General features: G+C 61.1%; 18 protein-coding genes and 1 tRNA gene. 12 read left to right on the top strand and 7 right to left on the bottom strand.

Translation table 11 applies throughout. From position 1 onward, the window contains the following. Positions 1-85: 85 nt before the first annotated feature. On the bottom strand, positions 86-433 hold the full coding sequence (locus tag NCHU2750_RS09545; RefSeq protein WP_119940222.1) for a DMT family protein: 348 nt from the start codon (positions 431-433) through the stop codon (positions 86-88). 170 nt (positions 434-603) lie between these two features. Further along, positions 604-765 (bottom strand): hypothetical protein, encoded by a 162-nt coding sequence (locus tag NCHU2750_RS30440; RefSeq protein ID WP_162939566.1) that lies wholly within the window; start codon positions 763-765, stop codon positions 604-606. 247 nt (positions 766-1,012) lie between these two features. Between NCHU2750_RS30440 and NCHU2750_RS09540 the strand changes: the two genes are divergently transcribed. Next, positions 1,013-1,267, top strand: a complete 255-nt coding sequence (locus NCHU2750_RS09540; protein WP_119940221.1) for a DUF6074 family protein — start codon at positions 1,013-1,015, stop codon at positions 1,265-1,267. A gap of 222 nt (positions 1,268-1,489) precedes the next feature. Here the strand turns inward: NCHU2750_RS09540 and NCHU2750_RS30435 are convergent, their stop codons facing one another. The 3 genes from NCHU2750_RS30435 to NCHU2750_RS09535 form a co-directional block, all read right to left on the bottom strand. Then, a complete protein-coding gene (locus NCHU2750_RS30435; RefSeq protein ID WP_162939565.1) occupies positions 1,490-1,666 on the bottom strand; it encodes a hypothetical protein in 177 nt (58 codons plus the stop codon). Between the two features lie 69 nt (positions 1,667-1,735). After that, positions 1,736-1,861: a hypothetical protein gene (locus tag NCHU2750_RS31145; RefSeq protein ID WP_256377706.1), complete on the bottom strand. Its 126-nt coding sequence runs from the start codon at positions 1,859-1,861 to the stop codon at positions 1,736-1,738. Positions 1,862-2,161: 300 nt separating this feature from the next. Then, a tRNA-Lys gene (locus NCHU2750_RS09535) sits at positions 2,162-2,237 on the bottom strand. A 266-nt stretch (positions 2,238-2,503) separates the two neighbouring features. Here NCHU2750_RS09535 and NCHU2750_RS09530 point away from each other — a divergent pair. Then, the gene (locus NCHU2750_RS09530; protein ID WP_119940220.1) at positions 2,504-3,250 is read left to right on the top strand and encodes a cytochrome c biogenesis CcdA family protein; all 747 of its coding nucleotides are present in this window, start codon (positions 2,504-2,506) and stop codon (positions 3,248-3,250) included. A 16-nt stretch (positions 3,251-3,266) separates the two neighbouring features. Here NCHU2750_RS09530 and NCHU2750_RS09525 read toward each other — a convergent pair whose 3' ends face one another. After that, a complete protein-coding gene (locus tag NCHU2750_RS09525; RefSeq protein ID WP_119940219.1) occupies positions 3,267-4,493 on the bottom strand; it encodes a UbiH/UbiF family hydroxylase in 1,227 nt (408 codons plus the stop codon). Positions 4,494-4,678: 185 nt separating this feature from the next. Here NCHU2750_RS09525 and pcsA point away from each other — a divergent pair, with 185 nt between their 5' ends. The 6 genes from pcsA (at position 4,679) to glmU (ending at position 11,866) form a co-directional block, all read left to right on the top strand. Then, positions 4,679-5,407 carry a phosphatidylcholine synthase gene (pcsA, locus tag NCHU2750_RS09520; RefSeq protein ID WP_119940218.1) on the top strand — a complete coding sequence of 243 codons (729 nt, stop codon included), beginning with the start codon at positions 4,679-4,681 and terminating at the stop codon, positions 5,405-5,407. Positions 5,408-5,573: 166 nt separating this feature from the next. Next, on the top strand, positions 5,574-7,169 hold the full coding sequence (locus NCHU2750_RS09515) for an ABC transporter ATP-binding protein (RefSeq protein WP_119940217.1): 1,596 nt from the start codon (positions 5,574-5,576) through the stop codon (positions 7,167-7,169). Then, complete coding sequence (locus NCHU2750_RS09510) at positions 7,159-8,247, top strand: ABC transporter permease (RefSeq protein ID WP_119940216.1); 1,089 nt, start codon at positions 7,159-7,161, stop codon at positions 8,245-8,247. Before NCHU2750_RS09515 ends, NCHU2750_RS09510 begins: the two co-directional genes overlap by 11 nt. Further along, positions 8,247-9,173, top strand: coding sequence for an ABC transporter permease (locus tag NCHU2750_RS09505; protein WP_119940215.1), 927 nt, complete (start codon positions 8,247-8,249; stop codon positions 9,171-9,173). The genes NCHU2750_RS09510 and NCHU2750_RS09505 overlap by 1 nt, the downstream gene beginning before the upstream one ends. 41 nt (positions 9,174-9,214) lie before the next feature. Beyond that, positions 9,215-10,288, top strand: a complete 1,074-nt coding sequence (locus tag NCHU2750_RS09500) for a BMP family ABC transporter substrate-binding protein (protein WP_119940214.1) — start codon at positions 9,215-9,217, stop codon at positions 10,286-10,288. A gap of 219 nt (positions 10,289-10,507) precedes the next feature. After that, positions 10,508-11,866, top strand: a complete 1,359-nt coding sequence (gene glmU, locus NCHU2750_RS09495) for a bifunctional UDP-N-acetylglucosamine diphosphorylase/glucosamine-1-phosphate N-acetyltransferase GlmU (RefSeq protein WP_119940213.1) — start codon at positions 10,508-10,510, stop codon at positions 11,864-11,866. 2 nt (positions 11,867-11,868) lie between these two features. On the opposite strand, the gene NCHU2750_RS09490 is transcribed toward glmU, so the two are convergent. Continuing rightward, positions 11,869-12,060: a hypothetical protein gene (locus NCHU2750_RS09490; protein ID WP_162939564.1), complete on the bottom strand. Its 192-nt coding sequence runs from the start codon at positions 12,058-12,060 to the stop codon at positions 11,869-11,871. 186 nt (positions 12,061-12,246) lie between these two features. On the opposite strand from NCHU2750_RS09490, the gene NCHU2750_RS09485 reads away from it, so the two are divergent. The 4 genes from NCHU2750_RS09485 to NCHU2750_RS09470 all read left to right on the top strand — a co-directional run bounded on the left by NCHU2750_RS09485 (position 12,247) and on the right by NCHU2750_RS09470 (position 19,040). Further along, positions 12,247-14,583, top strand: a complete 2,337-nt coding sequence (locus NCHU2750_RS09485; RefSeq protein ID WP_245480374.1) for a membrane-bound PQQ-dependent dehydrogenase, glucose/quinate/shikimate family — start codon at positions 12,247-12,249, stop codon at positions 14,581-14,583. Between the two features lie 209 nt (positions 14,584-14,792). Further along, positions 14,793-16,619, top strand: coding sequence for a glutamine--fructose-6-phosphate transaminase (isomerizing) (gene glmS / locus NCHU2750_RS09480; protein ID WP_119940210.1), 1,827 nt, complete (start codon positions 14,793-14,795; stop codon positions 16,617-16,619). Between the two features lie 115 nt (positions 16,620-16,734). Further along, positions 16,735-17,439: a DUF502 domain-containing protein gene (locus NCHU2750_RS09475; protein ID WP_119940209.1), complete on the top strand. Its 705-nt coding sequence runs from the start codon at positions 16,735-16,737 to the stop codon at positions 17,437-17,439. A gap of 119 nt (positions 17,440-17,558) precedes the next feature. After that, on the top strand, positions 17,559-19,040 hold the full coding sequence (locus NCHU2750_RS09470; protein WP_119940208.1) for an esterase-like activity of phytase family protein: 1,482 nt from the start codon (positions 17,559-17,561) through the stop codon (positions 19,038-19,040). Positions 19,041-19,049: the final 9 nt, after the last annotated feature.

The following is a 19,049-nucleotide window of genomic DNA, read 5'->3' as shown; positions in this document are numbered from 1 at the left end:
CAAGCCTTTGTCGGGAAAAGGATTTATTTTTTAAGCGGGGACGAATCGTCTCCGCATGAAGGGGCGGGTAGACCGCCTTTCGGCTTTATTTGGTGAAGATGAAGAAGGCGCCGATGGCGATGAAGCCGAAGCCGATCGCCTGTTTCCAGTGAAAGCTCTCGCCGAGATAGAAGACGGAGAAGATCACGAAGACGGTGAGCGTGATGATTTCCTGGATCGTCTTCAACTGGGCGGCATTGAAATAGCCGTAGCCGATGCGGTTGGCCGGCACCTGGGCGCAATATTCGAAGAAGGCGATGCCCCAGCTGGCCAGGATGACGATATAGAGCGGCTTGTTTTCGAATTTCAGGTGGCCGTACCAGGCGAAGGTCATGAAGACATTGGAGAGAATGAGCAGTCCGATGGTCAGGAACGGGGTGAGTGCAGGGGTCATTCAAAAGGTTCCAGCGTGATTCCGGGGTGGCGCTGCCAGTGGACCTTGCCCGAAGAGCGTCGCAACCTTGCCGATGTGCGTCTGATTCTTCGGGCAGTCACTTCATTCTACGGCATTGATCCCTGCCTGTTACCCCTCGTCCGGGGCGCGCAGCCGGCGCAGGGCCAATGTCAGTGCACCGTCTCGTAGACGGTCTCATCATCCATGATGCTGAGGGCCTGGAAGAGCGCCTCGACCAGAATGTCGGTCAGGCCGTCCATGTCGTTGTCCTGCAGGAAGAGTGCGATCGACTGGTCGGAAGGCTGGGCGGTGTGATCGAGTTTCTCAGACATTCATGTCCCTTTCGTTTGTCCTCATGACGTGTGGGACATGGATGCATGCTTCGGCTTGCGCCGGGCTGGCGGGGCGTTGTGCCTGACCCGGTCGGCTCGCTTCGATCCTAACATATTGTCCGAAAATGAGACGGCAAGATGTTGAATCGGAACCATAACGTTTTCGGCGGGTTCACCAATTGTGAAGGTCTAGCGTCGAAGGTGCATTCATATCGGGGTGATTCGACCCCAGTAATATGGAGATGGCATGACACTGTTGCAGTTCCCCGCCGACAGGCGGACCGCCGATGTAAGGCGATGCGCCGACGCTCTCCAGCGTCTTCATGGTGAGGAAGCAAACCGATTCTGGCGTTCGGAAATGGCACAGTTTGCGCAGGGGTTCCGGGCGCAGGGTGTAGACGAAGACGAAATCCGCCATCAGGCCGCGCTTTTCATGAATGCGGTGCAGATGGAACTGCAGTATGCATTTGCCGAGGAAGGCCGCGACGCCTCCGCGTATTGATATTTTCGTCGCGATGCGGCCCGTGACCGTAGTTATAGGCCGCATCATTCTCCGTCGCGAAGACACTTCGGGGCGAAGGGCGTCGACCGCCGTTCAGATGCCGTTTCTGCTGGTGCCCAGGGCACTTTAGCAAACTGCCATTCCTTAAAGAGTTCCATTTCGGACATGCCGGGCAGGTGGCGAGCCACCGATCATCGTCGGCCTAGCCAGGCCGATTGACGATCACCCGCCGCTTGCGACGCCAAATCGCTCGGGGAGGAAGGCTATCTGGGACTTTGCGCCGGCAAGACGATCAGACTTGGCGATCGATGCCGGTGCCGGCCTTGGAGTAGCAAAGGTGACGATCGAGGCGCCGATGATCAGAGCAATCAGGAAAATCACCAGTGGGCTGTTTCGCATCCGGTCTCTCCTTGGAAACAGGAGAACACTTCGGCCGTGCAAATGTTCCGGATGGTCAGCCGTTGCACGTCAGCTCTTGGCCGACCACTCATCCGGCGAGGCCATGAGTTGCTGATCGCCGAGCGTCTGGTTCATATATTTGAACACCAGAATGCTCAGCACCGAACAGATCAGAACGACAAAAATGAATCGCATCGAAAACTCCTTAGGCGGAGATAACACTGAAGCCCGGAAGATGTTCCTCTGGTGGTCATCAGCCTAAATGGGAAATGCCTGGTGAAATAAAAGAAATGCAACAGTGTGTTTCTGCGTCATCACCGGATGTTTACAAGCCGCCTCTTACGAAGTGATTTATCTGATTTCGCAAATTGAAGGCTTGTGGAAATAAGGTGCCGAACTCAAGCGGTGGAGTTCACAACCCGTTCGCCGCGAGCTTGTTAGCTATGTCTTAGGGGCAGATCGTTGCCGATAATGTCTAGGCTGACATCGCTTTCGTGGTGAGAGCACAGGGATTCGAACCCTGGACCTACTGATTAAAAGTCAGTTGCTCTACCGGCTGAGCTATGCTCTCTCACCATTGGCGCCGGGGCGCTCTTCGAAAGTGCGCGATACATATGCAGGTCACATCTTGCGGTCAACCCGCTAAAACAGCAAAAAAGGCGTCGTCAGACCCTTTTCGCATGAACCGGTAAAAGGTGATTGGCATCGTTGGGCATTCGGCGCTACAGCGCCGTGCCGCGTCGCTGGCCGCAGATGGCCGGCGTGCCTGACTGCCCCTAATGGCGGTTTCATCGAGGTCTGCCGGAAGGATGGCAGCCTCACGACCGGAGTGAATGCGTGTCGATTGCAGAAATTTCCATCTTTACCGCATTGATCGCGGGGACGCTGTCCTTCCTGTCGCCCTGCGTGCTGCCATTGGTGCCGCCCTATCTCTGTTACATGGCGGGCATTTCCGTCGATCAGTTCCGCGGCCAGTCGGCGGAGCAGGCCGCACCGGCGCGGGCGGCGGTCCTGCGTTCGGCGGTGTTCTTCACGCTCGGTTTTGCGACCGTGTTCGTCATGCTGGGCGCGGGCGCATCGACGATCGGCGTGCTGCTTCGCCAACATCTCGATCTGTTGTCGAAGATCGGCGGGCTGATCATCATCGTCATGGGTCTGAATTTTCTCGGGCTGCTGCGGATAGGTTTTCTGTCGCGGGAAGCGCGGTTCCAGTCGTCGGGCCGGCCGGCGACGCTGTCGGGTGCCTATCTGATGGGGCTTGCCTTCGCCTTCGGCTGGACGCCCTGTATCGGGCCGGTACTCGGCGCGATCCTCGGCGTGGCGGCCTCGCGCGATACGGTGGGCGAGGGGGCGGCGCTGCTTGCCATCTATTCGCTGGGCCTTGCCGTGCCGTTCTGGATCGCAGCCGGGTTTTCGGGCATGTTCATGCGGTTCTTGACGCGGTTCCGCCGCCATCTCGGTACGGTCGAGAAGGTGATGGGCGCGTTTCTGATCGTCACCGGGCTCGCCTTCATCTTCGGCTTCGTCAGCTCGGCGGCGATCTGGTTCCAGGAAACCTTTCCGATCCTGATGCAGATCGGCTGATTGTCCTCAGGCGATTCTAGCGTCGGATCTGCTGCTTCAGGCCGGCTTTCAGGCCCTTGCCCAGTCCCATGACGAGGTTCTTGACGCCACGGCCGGGCTCCACGCCTTCCTGCATCAGCACGTTGCGCAAGGGCGAGACGGCGTTCAGCACATGGATACCAGCGGTGCGGACCATCTGCACCGGCAGGAAATCGGACAGAAGCGAGCGGTTCAACAGATCGACGCTGACGGTGCGGCTCATCACGTCGACGCGCCGGCGCCTGTTGTAGCGGTCGCCGGCATCGGCGGGGATGGCCTTGTCGCGGGTGGCGGAGAGGAGATCGGCAAGCGTCATGCTGTCTCTGAGCGACAGGTTGAGGCCCTGCGCGCCGATCGGCGGGAAGGCGTGGGCGGCCTCGCCGATCAGGGCGACGCGGCCGGAACCGAAGCGCTCGGCCATCATGCTCGACAGCGGCCAGGCCTGTGCCTGTCTCTCGACGGTGACCTTGCCGAGCAGCGACTGCATGCGGGTCTCGACCGTCGCCGACAGTTCGTCCAGGGGTAGGGCGACGAGACGGGCTGCCTCTTCCGGGCGCACGACCCAGACGAGAGACGAACGGGAACCGGGCAGCGGCACCTGGGTGAAGGGACCGCTTTCGGTGTGGAATTCGGTGGAGACGTTGCCATGCGGCAGGGTGTGGCTGAAAATCAGCACCACGGCCGATTGGGGGTAGGACCATGTCTTGACGCCGATGCCGGCAGCTTCGCGGGTGATCGACTTGCGGCCATCGGCGCCGATGACGAAATCCGCCTCGATGATTTCGCCGTCGGCCGTCGAGATTGACACCTTGTCGGTCGAGACAGCCACGCTTGCGACGGTCTCTGCGATGCGCGTGACATTGGGTTCTGCGGCAAGTGCCGTATCCAGCACTTCGGCCAGCGCCTTGTTGGGAATGTTGTAGCCGAAGGCGGCGAGGCTGATGTCGCTAGCGCGGAATTGTGCCGGCGGGGCACGCAGCAGGCGGTTCGTGCCGTCGAGGATCTGCATGATCGACAGGGCTGCTGTCGAGGGGGCGATCCTGTCCCAGATGCCAAGCCGTTCGAGATAGCGCACCGACTGGTCCATCAGCGCCGTCGTGCGGCCGTCGTCTCCGGTCACGGGAGCTGCGACGAGGCAGACCTTTCGCCCGGCCCTGCCAAGAGCAAGGGCTGCCACCGAACCTGCCAGCCCACCACCGACGATCGCGATCTCGTAATGCTGCATGTGCCTCATCCAATTCCTGATTGACGTCTATGTAGTGCGGAAGACGGCTGCGATCCACGGAAAAGAAGCAGGCTAAAAAATGATCGGCGTTAGCGGTGCAAAACCCGTGAGGCAGCAGGCTACCGGTTGCAATATATGAGGATTCGCAGCATATCCGACAGGCAGAAAAAAGGCAGGGCGGGCGCGTGTTCAGACGAATCTTCAATTATCGGGCCGTGCCCTATGCGGAAATTCGCGCGTTCTCCGTCCATCTGCTGACGGCATCGGGATCTTTTCTGGCTTTTCTCGGCGTGGTTGCTGCGGCCGAACACCGGTTCGTCGACATGTTCTGGTGGCTCGGGCTGGCATTGCTTGTCGACGGCATCGACGGGCCGATCGCGCGCAAGGTGAAGGTCAAGGAAGTTCTGCCCAACTGGTCCGGTGATACGCTCGACAACATCATCGACTATGTGACCTATGTGCTTCTGCCGGCCTTTGCGCTCTACCAGAGCGGCATGATCGGCGAGCCATGGTCGTTTTTCGCGGCCGGTGCGATCGTCGTGTCGAGTGCGATCTACTATGCCGACATGGGCATGAAGACGGACGAATATTTCTTTTCCGGCTTTCCTGTCGTCTGGAACATGGTCGTGTTTACCCTGTTCGTCATCGATGCGAGTGCGACGACGGCGTTGATCGTCGTCTCGGTCTCGGTGGTCTTGACCTTCCTGCCGATCAATTTTCTCCATCCCGTGCGCGTCAAGCGCCTGCGGCCGCTCAATCTCGGCATCTGCCTGATCTGGTGCGCGCTCGGTGGCTATTCGCTGCTCCTGCATTTCCAGTCCCCCGACTGGGTGATCTGGGGCGTGGTGATCAGCGGTATTTATCTTTATTGCATCGGCGGCGTGCTGCAGCTTTTTCCCGATCTTGGAAAATAGGCGACCGGACGCATGCCACTCTTTCTTTGATGTTGTGGAAGTCTGCAAAAACGGTATCAATATCAAGCGGCTGCCCGCAAAAATCCGGGTGGCTGCCAATTCATTTCAATAAACGAAAGCAGATGCAGCGCTGCAACGGACGGTACTGCATATAAAAGGGGGTTCCGTGACGGTTTCCGAGGGCGCTGAGGCAAGCCCGCTATTGTCTGTGCGAGGAGTGACGAAACTCTTCGGCAGCTTTGCGGCCTGCAACGAGATCGATCTCGACATTGGACACGGCGAAATCCATGCGCTGCTGGGTGAAAACGGCGCGGGTAAATCGACACTGGTGAAAATGCTGTTCGGCGTATTGCAGCCGACATCCGGGACGATTTCCTGGGAGGGCAACCCGGTCCAGATTTCCTCTCCCGGTGCCGCGCGCAAGATCGGCGTCGGCATGGTTTTCCAGCACTTCTCGCTGTTCGAGGCGCTGACGGTCGCCGAAAACATCGCGCTGTCGCTCGATCCGGGCACGCCGCTTGCCAAGATCGCCGAGGAGACGGCGACCGTTTCAAGAGCTTACGGCCTGCCGCTCGACCCTTCGGCCCATGTGGCCGATCTTTCGGTCGGCGAACGCCAGCGCATCGAGATCATCCGGGCGCTTCTGCAAAACCCGAAGCTGATCATTCTCGACGAACCCACCTCGGTGTTGACGCCGCAAGAGGCCGAACGCCTGTTCGAGACGCTGATGCGGCTGAAAGCCGAGGGGCGCTCGGTTCTCTATATCAGCCATCGCCTGGAGGAAGTCCGGCGCATCTGCGACCGCGCTACCGTGCTGCGCCACGGCAAGGTGACGGGGGCCTGCGATCCGAAACAGGAGACGCCGGCATCGCTCGCCCGGATGATGGTCGGCAGCGAAGTGGCGGAAGTGAAGCGCGAGGGCCTTGCCGAGGCGGGCGAGGTGCTGATCGAGGTCGACACTGTGTCGGTCTCGTCGCGCACGCCGTTTGCCGTATCGCTGAAGGATATCTCGCTCAAGGTCCATGCCGGGGAGGTGCTGGCGATCGCCGGTATTGCCGGCAACGGCCAGTCGGAACTCTTCGATGCGCTGTCGGGTGAATACCCGATCTCCGACAATGACGGCATTCGGCTGCGCGGCAAGCCGGTCGGGCGGCTGAGGATCAACGCGCGGCGGCTTCTCGGCGCAGGTTTCGTACCCGAGGAGCGGCATGGCCATGCGGCCGTTCCGGCGCTGCCGCTTTCCGACAATCTGCTTCTGGCGCGCGCCGCCTCCGACAAGAAAGCGTTTCTGGCTGGCGGGTTTCTGTCGGTTCTCAGGCGCGATGCGATCCTTTCAGCTTCGCGACGCATCTGTTCGGCTATGGACGTCAGAAAGAGCGGCGACGATCCCTCGGCCGGATCGCTTTCCGGCGGCAACCTGCAGAAGTTCATCGTCGGCCGCGAACTCGATCGCCAGCCTTCCGTCATGGTCGTCAACCAGCCGACCTGGGGCGTCGATGCGGGGGCGGCAAGCCGTATCCGCCAGGCACTGGTCGATCTGGCAAGAGCCGGATCGGCGGTGATCGTGATCAGCCAGGATCTCGATGAGATCTTCGAAATCGCCACGACGATTGCCGTGATTTCCGACGGCAAACTGTCCGAGCCCTATCCGGCGGGCGAACTGACGCTCGAACAGATCGGCCTGTTGATGGGCGGCATTCACGAAAGCCATTCCGGGCTCGATACCGCCCCGTCCACTCCGGAGGGCGCACATGCGCATTGAACTACAGAAACGAGCCGGCACGTCGACGCTGTTTGCGGTGCTTTCGCCGCTCATCGCACTGGTGCTGACGCTTGTCGCCGGCGGCGTGATGTTCTGGCTGCTCGGACAGAGCCCGCTCGGCGCGCTCTATATCTATTTCGTCGAGCCGCTATTGGAAGTCTGGTCGTTGCATGAGCTTGCGGTGAAGGCCGCGCCGCTGATCCTGATCGCGGTCGGCCTTTCCGTCTGCTACCGGTCCAACAACTGGAATATCGGCGCCGAAGGGCAGTATACGATCGGCGCGATCACCGGCTCGATACTGCCGGTCCTCAATCCCGCATGGCATTCGCCGATCATCCTGCCCCTTATGCTGATCATGGGCATGATCGGCGGGGCGCTTTACGCGGGCATTCCGGCGCTGTTGAAGACCCGGTTCAACACCAACGAAATCCTGACGAGCCTGATGCTCGTCTATATCGCCCAGCTGTTTCTCGACTGGCTGGTGCGCGGGCCGTGGCGCGACCCGCAGGGCTACAATTTCCCGCAGACGAAGAGTTTTCAGGACGAGGCGGTGCTGCCGGCCATCCTCAGTTCCGGCCGGGCGCATTTTGAAATCGTCTTTGCCATCGTCGCCGCCGTGGCGCTGTGGTTCATGATGCGCTTCATGCTCAAGGGGTTCGAAGTGTCCGTGCTCGGACAGTCTGAGCGGGCAGGGCGGTTTGCCGGTTTTTCGGGCCGCCGCATGGTGTGGTTCTCGATGCTGCTCTCCGGCGCGCTGGCAGGCCTTGCCGGGATTTCGGAAGTCTCCGGTTCGATCGGTCATGTCCAGCCGATCATCTCGCCGGGCTACGGGTTTACAGCGATCATCGTCGCCTTTCTCGGGCGACTCAATCCGCTCGGCATCATCGCCTCGGGCTTCGTGCTGGCCCTGACCTATCTCGGCGGCGAGGCGGCGCAGCTGTCGCTCGGCATTTCCGACAAGGCGAGCCGCGTCTTCCAGGGTCTGATCCTGTTCTTCGTCCTGTCCTGCGACACGCTGATCCACTACCGGATCAGACTGATTGTCGGTTCTCTCAAAGGCTCGGAGGGCAAGGGCTGATGTTCGAAGCGATCCTTCTCACCATCATCACCGCATCCACGCCTCTCGTCATTGCCGCGCTCGGCGAACTGGTGACCGAGCGGGCAGGCGTGCTCAATCTCGGCGTCGAGGGGATGATGATCATGGGGGCGGTGGCGGCCTTTGCCGCGGCACAGCTGACCGGCTCGCCCTATCTCGGCATCATTGGCGGCATTGTCGGCGGTGCGCTGTTTTCGCTTCTCTTCGGCTTCCTGACGCTGACCCTGGTGGCAAACCAGGTGGCGACGGGTCTGGCGCTGACGATCCTGGGGCTCGGCCTGTCGGGCCAGCTCGGCGAGGCTTTCGTCGGCATGCCGGGCGTCAGGCTCGAGCCGATCGTCATTCCGCTTCTCTCCGACATTCCTTTCTTCGGCAAGGTGCTTTTCAGCCAAGACCTGATCTTTTACCTGTCGGTGGCACTCGTCATCGGCATCAACTGGTTCCTGTTCAGAAGCCGGACGGGTCTCAAAATCCGGGCGATCGGCGACAATCACGGGTCTGCCCATGCGCTCGGGATCAATGTGGTGCGCACCCGCTATTTCGCCGTTCTGTTCGGTGGCGCCTGCGCCGGGCTTGCCGGCGCGCAGCTTTCGCTCGTCTACACGCCGCAATGGGTGGAGAACATGTCGGCCGGTCGCGGCTGGATCGCGCTGGCGCTCGTCGTGTTCGCCTCCTGGCGGCCGTGGCGGGTTCTGGCCGGCGGCTATCTCTTCGGTGCGGTCGGCATCGGCCAGTTGCATGCGCAGCTGCTTGCCCAGAATATTGGGGTGGCCATTCCGTCGCAGCTTCTCTCTGCTCTTCCCTATGTTGCAACTATTGTCGTGCTGATCATCATTTCGCATAATCGCCGCACGACGCTCATCAACACGCCGGCTTCGCTCGGAAAACCATTTGTCCCCGATCGGTGACCGCGTTAACGTCCATGTCATACTCCATCAGAGGTTGGAAAATGAAGAAACTCATTATTGCTCTTGCCGCGACGGCCGCCCTTATCGGCGGCTTCGCGGGCAGTGCGTCGGCACAGGAAAAGAAGAAGATCTGCTTCATCTATGTCGGTTCGAAGACCGACGGCGGCTGGACGCAGGCTCAGGATCGCGGACGCCAGGACCTGCAGAAGGCTCTCGGCGACAAGATCGAGACGCCTTATCTCGAAAACGTGCCGGAAGGCCCGGATGCCGAGCGCGCCATCGAGCGCATGGCCCGTTCGGGTTGCGCGATGGTCTTCGCAACCTCGTTCGGCTTCATGGACGCCACCGCCAAGGTCGCCCCGAAGTTCCCGGATGTGAAGTTCGAACATGCGACCGGCTTCAAGGCTGGCCCCAATCTCGCCACCTACAACTCGCGCTTCTATGAGGGCCGCTATATCCAGGGCCAGATCGCGGCCAAGATGTCGAAGAAGGGCGTCGCCGGCTACATCGCCTCCTTCCCGATCCCGGAAGTGGTGATGGGCATCAACGCGTTCGAGCTCGGCGCGAAGTCGATCAACCCGAACTTCAAGCTGAAGGTCGTCTGGGCCAATACCTGGTTCGATCCGGGCAAGGAAGCCGATGCCGCCAAGGCCTTGATCGACCAGGGCGTCGACATCCTGACCCAGCACACCGACACGACCGCTCCGATGCAGGTTGCTGCCGAGCGCGGCATTCTCGCCTTCGGCCAGGCCTCCGACATGATCGCCGCCGGCCCGAAGACGCAGCTGACGTCGATCGTCGACACCTGGGGCGCCTATTACATCAAGCGCGTCAATGCGCTGCTCGACGGCACCTGGAAGTCGGAACAGACCTGGGACGGCCTGAAGGACGGGATCCTGACCATGGCGCCCTATACCAACATGCCTGACGACGTGAAGGCCATGGCGGAAGAGACCGAAGCCAAGATCAAGTCCGGCGAACTACATCCGTTCACCGGCCCGATCAACAAGCAGGACGGTACGCCGTGGCTGAAGGCCGGCGAGAAGGCCGAGGACGGCGTGCTTCTCGGCATGAACTTCTACGTCGAAGGCGTCGACGACAAGCTGCCGCAATAACGGCATGAGGTGAGGCGATTGCCGCATTCTCCCTCATCGTTGCGCTTGTGACAGCAATGAGGGGGGTGTGTCGCTAACTCATGGATCAATGCTAGAGGGGCGCCTTTACCGGCGCCCTTTTCGTTTTCAGCGATTTGTTTCCAGCCGATACAAGCCGTTTATCGCGCTGCAAGGATGTTGCTGTTAAACAGCGGGCAATTGCCGAAGGAGATTCCCGATATGAGCCGTTCCTGCCTTGCCGTCATTCTCGCCGCAGGCGACAGCACGCGGATGAAATCGTCGATGTCGAAGGTACTGCATCCGGTGGCAGGCCGTCCGATGATCGCGCATGTGATGGCGGCGGTGGCCTCTGCCGGGATGACGGATGCAGCGCTGGTCGTCGGGCGCGATGCGGAGAAGGTCGCCAAGGCCGGATCGCTTGACGGGATTTCGGTGAAGAGTTTCCTGCAGACCGAAAGGCTCGGCACCGGCCATGCGGTGCTGGCGGCCCGCGAGGCGATTGCGCAAGGTTTCGATGACGTGCTGGTCGCCTATGGCGACGTACCGCTGATCACCGCCGCGCCGTTTGCCGCTGCGCGTAAAAGGCTCGCCGAGGGCGCCGATGTCGTCGTCATCGGCTTTCACACCGACAGGCCTTCCGGTTATGGCCGGTTGCTGGTTCAAGATGGCGAGCTCGTCGCCATCCGCGAGGAGAAGGATGCGACAGACGAGGAGCGCAAGGTCACCTGGTGCAATAGCGGGCTGATGGCGATCAATGGCCGCAAGGCGCTTGCGCTGCTCGAGCGGATCGGCAATGCCAATGCCAAGGGCGAATATTATCTGACTGATCTTGTCGAGATCGCCAGGGCCGAAGGCGGCAAGGTGGTGGCGGTCGATGCGCCGGAAGCGGAACTGACCGGCTGCAACAATCGCGCCGAGCTCGCTTATATCGAAAAGCTCTGGCAGGAGCGCCGGCGCCACGAACTGATGGTCTCGGGCGTTTCGATGATCGCCCCGGAAACCGTGTTCCTCTCCTTCGATACCGAGATCGGCCAGGATGCGCTGATCGAGCCGAATGTGGTGTTCGGGCCGGGTGTCGTAATCGACGGCGGCGCGGTGATCCATGCGTTTTCCCATATCGAGGGCGCGCATGTGGCGGCGGGTGCGACGGTCGGGCCATTCGCGCGGCTTCGTCCGGGCGCCGATCTTTCGGAAGGCTCCAAGGTCGGCAATTTCTGCGAGGTCAAGAACGGCAGGATCGGCGAGGGCGCCAAGGTCAATCATCTCACCTATATCGGCGATGCGGTGATCGGTGCCCATGCCAATATCGGAGCGGGCACGATCACCTGCAATTATGACGGGGTGAACAAGCACCAGACTACGATCGGTGCGAATTCCTTCATCGGCTCCAATTCCTCGCTCGTGGCGCCGGTGGTGATCGGCGACGGCGCCTATATCGCATCGGGAAGCGTGATTACCGAAAACGTGCCGGACGACGCGCTGGCGCTCGGCCGTGCCCGCCAGGAGATCAAGCCGGAACGGGCCAGGGTGATTCGCGAGCGCACGCTGGCGCTGAAGAAGAGCCGCCAGAAGAGCTGACGTCACATCGACTTCACGAAATTGTGAATTTCGATTACCCCGCGGGTGCGCGCGTCGCGGGAAGGGTGTTTCTTGTCGCCAAAATCGGGCGGATATTTCAACTGGACGCTGATTTCTCTGTAGTTTAGCAAATTATGACGATTGGTCGCATCGCGATTGCGGTCACGCATGTGCTTGCTTGCGTGAATAAACATGACTATAAAACTCATAATATTTTTCAAACCCCCATAAAAATAGGGGCTACGTCGTTGACATTGTGGCTTTTGGACGGCAATTCCGCGGCAAGCTGGCGGCGCGCTTCTGTCAAGTGCGCAAATTGGCGCAGCTGTCGCCTCCCGACCGGGGTGGCGGCTTCCTGTTAATTTTTATGGAGAATGTCCGTGGCGGAGCTCACATCCCACAAGCCGTTTCGATGGCTTGTGATTGCACTCGCCGTCGTCCTTGCTCTCTTCGGAGCGGCCTTCGTGGCCGGGGGCGGTTATCTGATCACACTCGGCGGGTCCTGGTACTACCTGATCGCTGGTATCGCCCTGCTGGTTTCGGCCTGGCTTCTGGTGCGCGGCCGCGCATCCGGCCTGGTTCTGTTCCTGCTGGTCGGTGTGGCAACCGCCTTCTGGGGCGTCTATGAAGTCGGCTTCGCCTTTTGGGGTCTGGTGCCGCGTCTGGCGCCGTTCGTCGTCATCGGCGTCCTGGCCGGTCTGCTTCTGCCGGCCATGGCGGGCGGCAGGGCGAAACTGCCCGGTTTTGCCATCGCAATCGTGCTGGCTCTGGTCTTCGTCTATGGCGCCTGGGGTGCCTTCCAGCCGCAGGGCGTCATTCGTCCTGAGGCTCCGATTGCCGCCAAGGCCGGCGCAAAGCCGTCAGAGACCGGCAGCAACTGGCAGTATTACGGCTATAGCGGCGCCGGCACCCGGTTTGCGCCCTATAACCAGATCACCGCCGAAAACGCCTCCAAGCTCGACGTGGCCTGGACATTCCGCACCGGCGAGGAGCCGGTCAAGGGATCCGAATTCCAGAACACGCCCACCCAGATCGGCGACAATCTCTATGTCTGCACGCCGCTCAACAAGGTGATCTCGCTCGATGCGACGACCGGCAAGGAAAAGTGGCGCTTCGATCCGAAGTCGAAGAGCAACTCGTTCTGGAACCGTTGCCGCGGCGTCGGTTACTATGAGAGCGCCGTCGTGCCGGAAGGCCAGCAGTGCCATGCCCGTATCGTGCTGACGACGATCGATGCGCAGATGATCGAGCTTGACGCCAATAGCGGCGAGACCTGCGGCCAGTTCGGCGAAAACGGTGCGGCCAACCTGAAGGCCGGGCTCGGCGACGTGCCGGATACCTATTACTTCCCGACCTCGATGCCGACCGTGACCAACGGCCTCGTCATCATCGGCGGCTGGGTGCGCGACGGTCGCGAGACCAACGAGCCCTCCGGCGTCATCCGTGCCTATAGCGCCGAGACCGGTGAACTGGTCTGGGCCTGGGATCTCGGCAATCCGGCCATCACCAAGCTGCCGCCGGACGGCGAGAGCTATACGCGCGGCACGCCGAACATGTGGTCGACGCCGGCCTTCGACGAGAAGCTCGGCCTGATCTACCTGCCGATGGGCAATGGCACGCCGGACTTCTGGAGCGCGCATCGCAACGAGGCGACTAACAAATACGGTTCCTCGCTCGTCGCTCTCGACATCGCGACGGGTCGCGAAAAGTGGCACTTCCAGTTCGTCCATCACGATGTGTGGGACTATGATACCGCGCCGCAGCCGGCCCTCTACGACATGGCCGACGGTACGCCGGTCGTCGTGCAGACGACCAAGCAGGGCGATATCTATGTTCTCGACCGCCGCACCGGCGAGCCGGTGAAGAAGGTCGAGGAACACAACGTTACGCCGACGCATCAGGAAGGCGACGTCACCTCTCCGACGCAGCCTTTCTCGGTCGACATGCCGCATCTCGGCGGCGACGTGCTGACCGAGGCGGACATGTGGGGTGCAACTCCGTTCGACCAGCTGGCATGCCGCATCGCCTTCAAGAAGCTTCGCTATGAAGGCCGCTATACGCCGATGGTGCATGGTCAGCGCACGCTGATCTACCCCGGCTTCTATGGCGGGATGAACTGGGGTTCGATGGCGATCGACGAGAGCCGCGGCCTCGGTATCATCAACGATATCCGCATGCCGCAGATCGCCGAACTGATCCGGCGCGAGGATGCGACGCCGGAAATGTCGGCAAACATGAGCCATGATGCCGGCGTTCATCCGCAGGAAGGTACCCCGTGGGCTGCTCTGCGCGGCGGTTTCTACTCGCCGCTCGGCGTTCCGTGCCACATGCCGCCATGGGGCACGCTCTCCGCCGTCGACCTGGAAACCGGCAAGCTTGTCTGGCAGCGCCCACTGGGTTCGGTCGAAGACAGCGTTCTGCCGAACGGCCTCAAGGTGCCGCTCGCCATGCAGATCGGCATGCCGACGCTTGGTGGCCCGCTGACGACCGCCGGTGGCCTGACCTTCTATGCCGGCACGCAGGATTTCTATCTGCGGGCCATCGACACCGCGACCGGTGACGAAGTGTGGAAGGGCCGCATGCCGATCGGCGCACAGGCAACACCGATGACCTATATGGGCAAGGACGGCAGCCAGTATATTGTCGTTACGGCCGGCGGCGCCCGCCAGAGCCCGCAGCGCGGCGATTACGTCATCGCCTATCGCCTGCGCAAATAGGTTCGGGTCGTCACCCGAGAGTGACTTTTGAGGGAGGCGGAGCGATCCGCCTCCCTTTCTACGTCGATGCGTTCGGTGTCCTTCGGGCTTCGCCAAGGAATTAAGGATTTCGCGTTACGTTTCGATACTGAAAGTGACCGTGCGGACGATTGCACGGGCGGCGCGATCGGCTAGGACTTCGCGCGGAATGAATCATTGGAGATGCCTCTATGTGCGGAATTGTCGGGATCGTGGGTCAAGAGCCGGTGGCGGCGCGTCTGGTCGATGCGCTTCGGAGGCTCGAATATCGCGGTTATGATTCCGCCGGCGTGGCGACCATCCATGACGGCAGGCTCGATCGCCGGCGTGCCGAAGGAAAGCTGTTCAACCTCGAAAAGAAGCTCGATGGCGAACCGCTGCCGGGCACGATCGGCATTGCGCATACCCGCTGGGCGACCCATGGCGTGCCGAACGAGACGAATGCGCATCCGCATTTCGTTGACGGCGTCGCGGTCGTCCATAATGGCATAATCGAGAATTTTTCCGAACTGAAAGAAGAGCTGACGGCCGAGGGCGCGGTCTTCACCAGCCAGACGGATACGGAAGTCGTGGCGCATCTTCTGGCCAAATATACAAGCGAGGGTCTCGGCCATCGCGAGGCGATGCTGGCCATGCTGAACCGGGTATCGGGCGCCTATGCGCTCGTCGTCATGTTCGAGGACGATCCGGGCACGATCCTGTCTGCCCGTTTCGGACCGCCGCTCGCCATCGGCCATGGCAAGGGCGAGATGTTTTTGGGCTCGGATGCGATCGCGCTGTCGCCCTTTACCAACGAGATCACCTATCTGGTCGATGGCGACTGCGCCATCATCACCCATGATCGGCTCGAGGTGATGGATTATCAGGGTCGCCCGGTGAAGCGGAAGAGCCAGATTTCCCAGGCAACTGCCTTCATGGTCGACAAGGGCAACCATCGCCATTTCATGGAGAAGGAGATCTACGAACAGCCGGAGATCATTTCCCACGCGCTCAGCCACTATATCGATTTCGCCAGCAACCGGGTGAAGGCGACCGATACGGCAATCGACTTTTCCAAGCTTTCCGGACTTGCCATCTCCGCCTGCGGCACCGCCTATCTCTCCGGCCTCGTCGGCAAATACTGGTTCGAGCGTTATGCCCGGCTGCCGGTCGAGATCGATGTGGCATCCGAATTCCGCTACCGCGAACTGCCGCTGCAGCCCACCCAGGCGGCGCTGTTCATCTCGCAATCGGGCGAAACCGCCGATACGCTTGCCTCGCTGCGCTACTGCAGGGACGAGGGGCTGAAGATCGGCGCCATCGTCAATGTGCGCGAATCGACCATCGCGCGGGAATCCGATGCGATCTTCCCGATCCTTGCCGGGCCGGAAATCGGCGTCGCCTCGACCAAGGCCTTTACCTGCCAGCTTGCGGTTCTGGCCGCGCTTTCGATTGCCGCCGGCCGCGCCCGCGGCACGGTGTCGGAGGCCGAAGAGACGGCCATGGTCAAGCATCTTTCGGAGATGCCGCGGATCATGAGCCGGGTGCTGAACGAGATCCAGCCGGTTATCGAGACTTTGTCGCGCGACCTGTCGCGTTTCAAGGACGTGCTCTATCTCGGCCGCGGCACGAGCTTCCCGCTCGCCATGGAAGGGGCGCTGAAGCTCAAGGAAATCTCCTATATCCATGCGGAAGGCTATGCGGCCGGCGAGTTGAAGCACGGGCCGATCGCGCTGATCGACGAGCATATGCCGGTGATCGTCATTGCCCCGCATGACCGGTTCTACGAGAAGACCGTGTCGAACATGCAGGAAGTGGCGGCCCGCGGCGGGAAGATCATCTTCATCACCGACGAGAAGGGCGCTGCCGCCTCCAAGCTTCCGACCATGGCGACGATCACGCTGCCGAATGTCGACGAGATCATCGCGCCGATGATCTTCTCGCTTCCGATCCAGTTGCTCGCCTATCATACGGCGGTGTTCATGGGTACGGACGTCGACCAGCCGCGCAATCTGGCAAAGTCCGTCACCGTCGAGTGATCGGGGCGATGCAAGGCTTTTTCTTGCATCGCAGCAACGCATCCGTCATTGTCGCGTTTAATCAACGCGGCGATGCCGATGCTCGATTCTGACAAAAATTCCCTAGGAAGATCATATGACTGACAGCCCCGAGCGGATTTCGATGGCCGGTCGGGTCAGGAATAATTTCCTTACCGGCCTGATTATCTGTGCGCCGCTGGCGATTACCGTCTGGCTCACCTTCACCTTCATCGACTGGGCCGACAGCTGGGTGACGCCCTATCTGCCGCAGCGCTACAATCCGGCCTATTATTTCGACGTGACGATCCCCGGAACCGGGCTTTTGATCGCGGTCGTGTTCATCACCATCGTCGGGTTTCTCGGCAAGAACCTGATCGGCCGCTCGATCGTCAATTTCGGTGAATCGATCCTGCAGCGCATGCCGCTGATCCGCACCGTCTACAAGAGCGTCAAGCAGATCCTCGAAACGGTGCTGCGCGAACAGTCGACCTCGTTCAAGAAATGCGGGCTGATCGAGTTTCCGAGTGCCGGTTCCTGGGCGCTGGTGTTCATTGCCGGCGATGCGCAGGGCGAGATTGCAGCCAAGCTCAACAAGGACGGCGAGGAGATGGTGGCCGTGTTTATGCCACCGACGCCGGTGCCAACGGCCGGTTTCCTGATGTTCGTGCCGAAGAGCAAGATCGTCATGCTGGAGATGACACCGGAAGAAGGTGCCAAGCTGTTGATTTCCGGCGGTCTCATTGCACCGGACTATACGCCGGTCACACCGGCGCTGACCGGGCCGGACGCCGGGGAGAAGGTGACACAAGGGCGGACCTGACCTTCGGTCGGGGGTGTCACTGTCCTGTCATCTGCTGCTCCTAGGACAGCGGGCCGAGGGTATCTGCCAACCGTCCGCAGCGGACCCGGCGACCCCATGTCCGGAGGATTTTGAGCACCATGCAGATATTCATTCGATATTCGGCGCGCGCCCTTGTCGGCCTGCTTCTTTCGACCACCGCACCGGTCCTGGCGCTGGCCGACCAGTCCGTCACCGTGGACGGCAAGACGTTTGTCAACAAGGGCAGGGTAGCGATCGGCCGCATGCCGGCCAGCCTGCGCGACAGCATGGGCGAAACCTTCGGGTCCGGCTCCGGCATGGCTTTCGACGCAAAGAGCTGGAAGCGCGATGGCGACAGCTATTCCGGCACGCTCTACCTGCTTCCCGACCGCGGCTATAACGCTGTCGGAACGACCGATTACCAGTCGCGGCTGAACACGGTCTCGATCACCATGACGCCGGTGGCGCCGGGCGCCAAGCCTGCAGCGGGAGACGAGCAGTCGGGTGTGAAGGCGACACTCAAGGGCATCACCATGCTTTCCGACGACAAGGGCACGGTCATGACCGGGCTCGATCCGGACCGGGTGCGTGCCGCGGCCGGTGGGATGCCGCCTTTGCCGGAAGCGCCGAACGGCAAGATCTCGCTCGATTCGGAAGCCATTATCCGCATGGCCGACGGCACGATGTTCATCAGCGACGAATACGGTCCCTATATCTATCGCTTCTCGGCCGAGGGTAAGCTTCTTTCCGCCACGCAGCCGCCCAAGGCGCTGCTGCCGATGCGCAAGGGCGAGATCAACTTCTCCTCCAACAATCCGGGGCCTGGCGAAAGCAAGCCGGATCCGAAGGATCCCGATAGCGGCCGCCAGAACAACCAGGGGCTGGAAGGCATGGCGATGACGCCGGACGGCAAGTTCATCATTGCCGTGTTGCAGTCTGCCGCGCGTCAGGATGGCGGCGATTCCGGTTCGACGCGCAACAATACCCGCGCGCTGGTCTATGATGCGGCCGACCCGGCGAACCTGAAACTGGTGCATGAATATGCCGTCGAACTGCCGGTCTTCACCGAGGCCAAGGGCAAGACCAAGGTGGCGGCGCAGAGCGAGGTGCTGGCGCTGTCCGACACGCAGTTCCTGATGCTGTCGCGCGACAGCGACAATGGCTGGGGCATGAAGGGCGACACGTCGCTTTACCGCAAGATCGACCTCATCGACCTTGGCGGTGCAACCGACATTGCCGGCACCGCGTTTGACGGCGACAAGCCGCTGGCGCCGAAGGGCAAGCTCGACGAGAGCGTCAAGCCTGCTTCCTCACACGCCTTCATCGACATCAACGACAACGTCGATCTTGGCCGCTTCGGCCTTCACAACGGCGCGCCGCAGGACCGCAACAACCTGTCGGAAAAATGGGAATCCATGGCGGTCGTGCCGGCGCTCGATCCGGCAACACCGGACGACTATTTCCTCTTCGTCGGCAATGACAACGACTTCCTGACCCAGAGCGGTCACCAGGTGGGCGTCGACTACAAGGCCGAGGACGGAGCCGAGGTCGACACGATGTTCCAAGTCTATCGCGTCACGCTGCCGGGAATGAAGAAATAAGTCTCCATC

The organism is Neorhizobium sp. NCHU2750 (assembly GCF_003597675.1).
Lineage (GTDB): Bacteria > Pseudomonadota > Alphaproteobacteria > Rhizobiales > Rhizobiaceae > Neorhizobium.
The sequence above is the reverse complement of the archived record's forward strand: the minus strand, read 5'-3'. Positions and strand labels throughout refer to the sequence as shown.

Excerpts from the sequence above, each read along its gene's own strand:
- NCHU2750_RS09545 (WP_119940222.1), bottom strand. The coding sequence starts at position 433 with ATGACCCCTGCACTCACCCCGTTCCTGACCATCGGACTGCTCATTCTC.
- NCHU2750_RS30440 (WP_162939566.1), bottom strand. The coding sequence starts at position 765 with ATGTCTGAGAAACTCGATCACACCGCCCAGCCTTCCGACCAGTCGATC.
- NCHU2750_RS09540 (WP_119940221.1), top strand. The coding sequence starts at position 1,013 with ATGACACTGTTGCAGTTCCCCGCCGACAGGCGGACCGCCGATGTAAGG.
- NCHU2750_RS30435 (WP_162939565.1), bottom strand. The coding sequence starts at position 1,666 with ATGCGAAACAGCCCACTGGTGATTTTCCTGATTGCTCTGATCATCGGC.
- NCHU2750_RS31145 (WP_256377706.1), bottom strand. The coding sequence starts at position 1,861 with ATGCGATTCATTTTTGTCGTTCTGATCTGTTCGGTGCTGAGCATTCTG.
- NCHU2750_RS09525 (WP_119940219.1), bottom strand. The coding sequence starts at position 4,493 with ATGCAGCATTACGAGATCGCGATCGTCGGTGGTGGGCTGGCAGGTTCG.
- NCHU2750_RS09510 (WP_119940216.1), top strand. The coding sequence starts at position 7,159 with ATGCGCATTGAACTACAGAAACGAGCCGGCACGTCGACGCTGTTTGCG.
- NCHU2750_RS09505 (WP_119940215.1), top strand. The coding sequence starts at position 8,247 with ATGTTCGAAGCGATCCTTCTCACCATCATCACCGCATCCACGCCTCTC.
- NCHU2750_RS09500 (WP_119940214.1), top strand. The coding sequence starts at position 9,215 with ATGAAGAAACTCATTATTGCTCTTGCCGCGACGGCCGCCCTTATCGGC.
- glmU (WP_119940213.1), top strand. The coding sequence starts at position 10,508 with ATGAGCCGTTCCTGCCTTGCCGTCATTCTCGCCGCAGGCGACAGCACG.
- NCHU2750_RS09490 (WP_162939564.1), bottom strand. The coding sequence starts at position 12,060 with ATGTTTATTCACGCAAGCAAGCACATGCGTGACCGCAATCGCGATGCG.
- glmS (WP_119940210.1), top strand. The coding sequence starts at position 14,793 with ATGTGCGGAATTGTCGGGATCGTGGGTCAAGAGCCGGTGGCGGCGCGT.
- NCHU2750_RS09475 (WP_119940209.1), top strand. The coding sequence starts at position 16,735 with ATGACTGACAGCCCCGAGCGGATTTCGATGGCCGGTCGGGTCAGGAAT.
- NCHU2750_RS09470 (WP_119940208.1), top strand. The coding sequence starts at position 17,559 with ATGCAGATATTCATTCGATATTCGGCGCGCGCCCTTGTCGGCCTGCTT.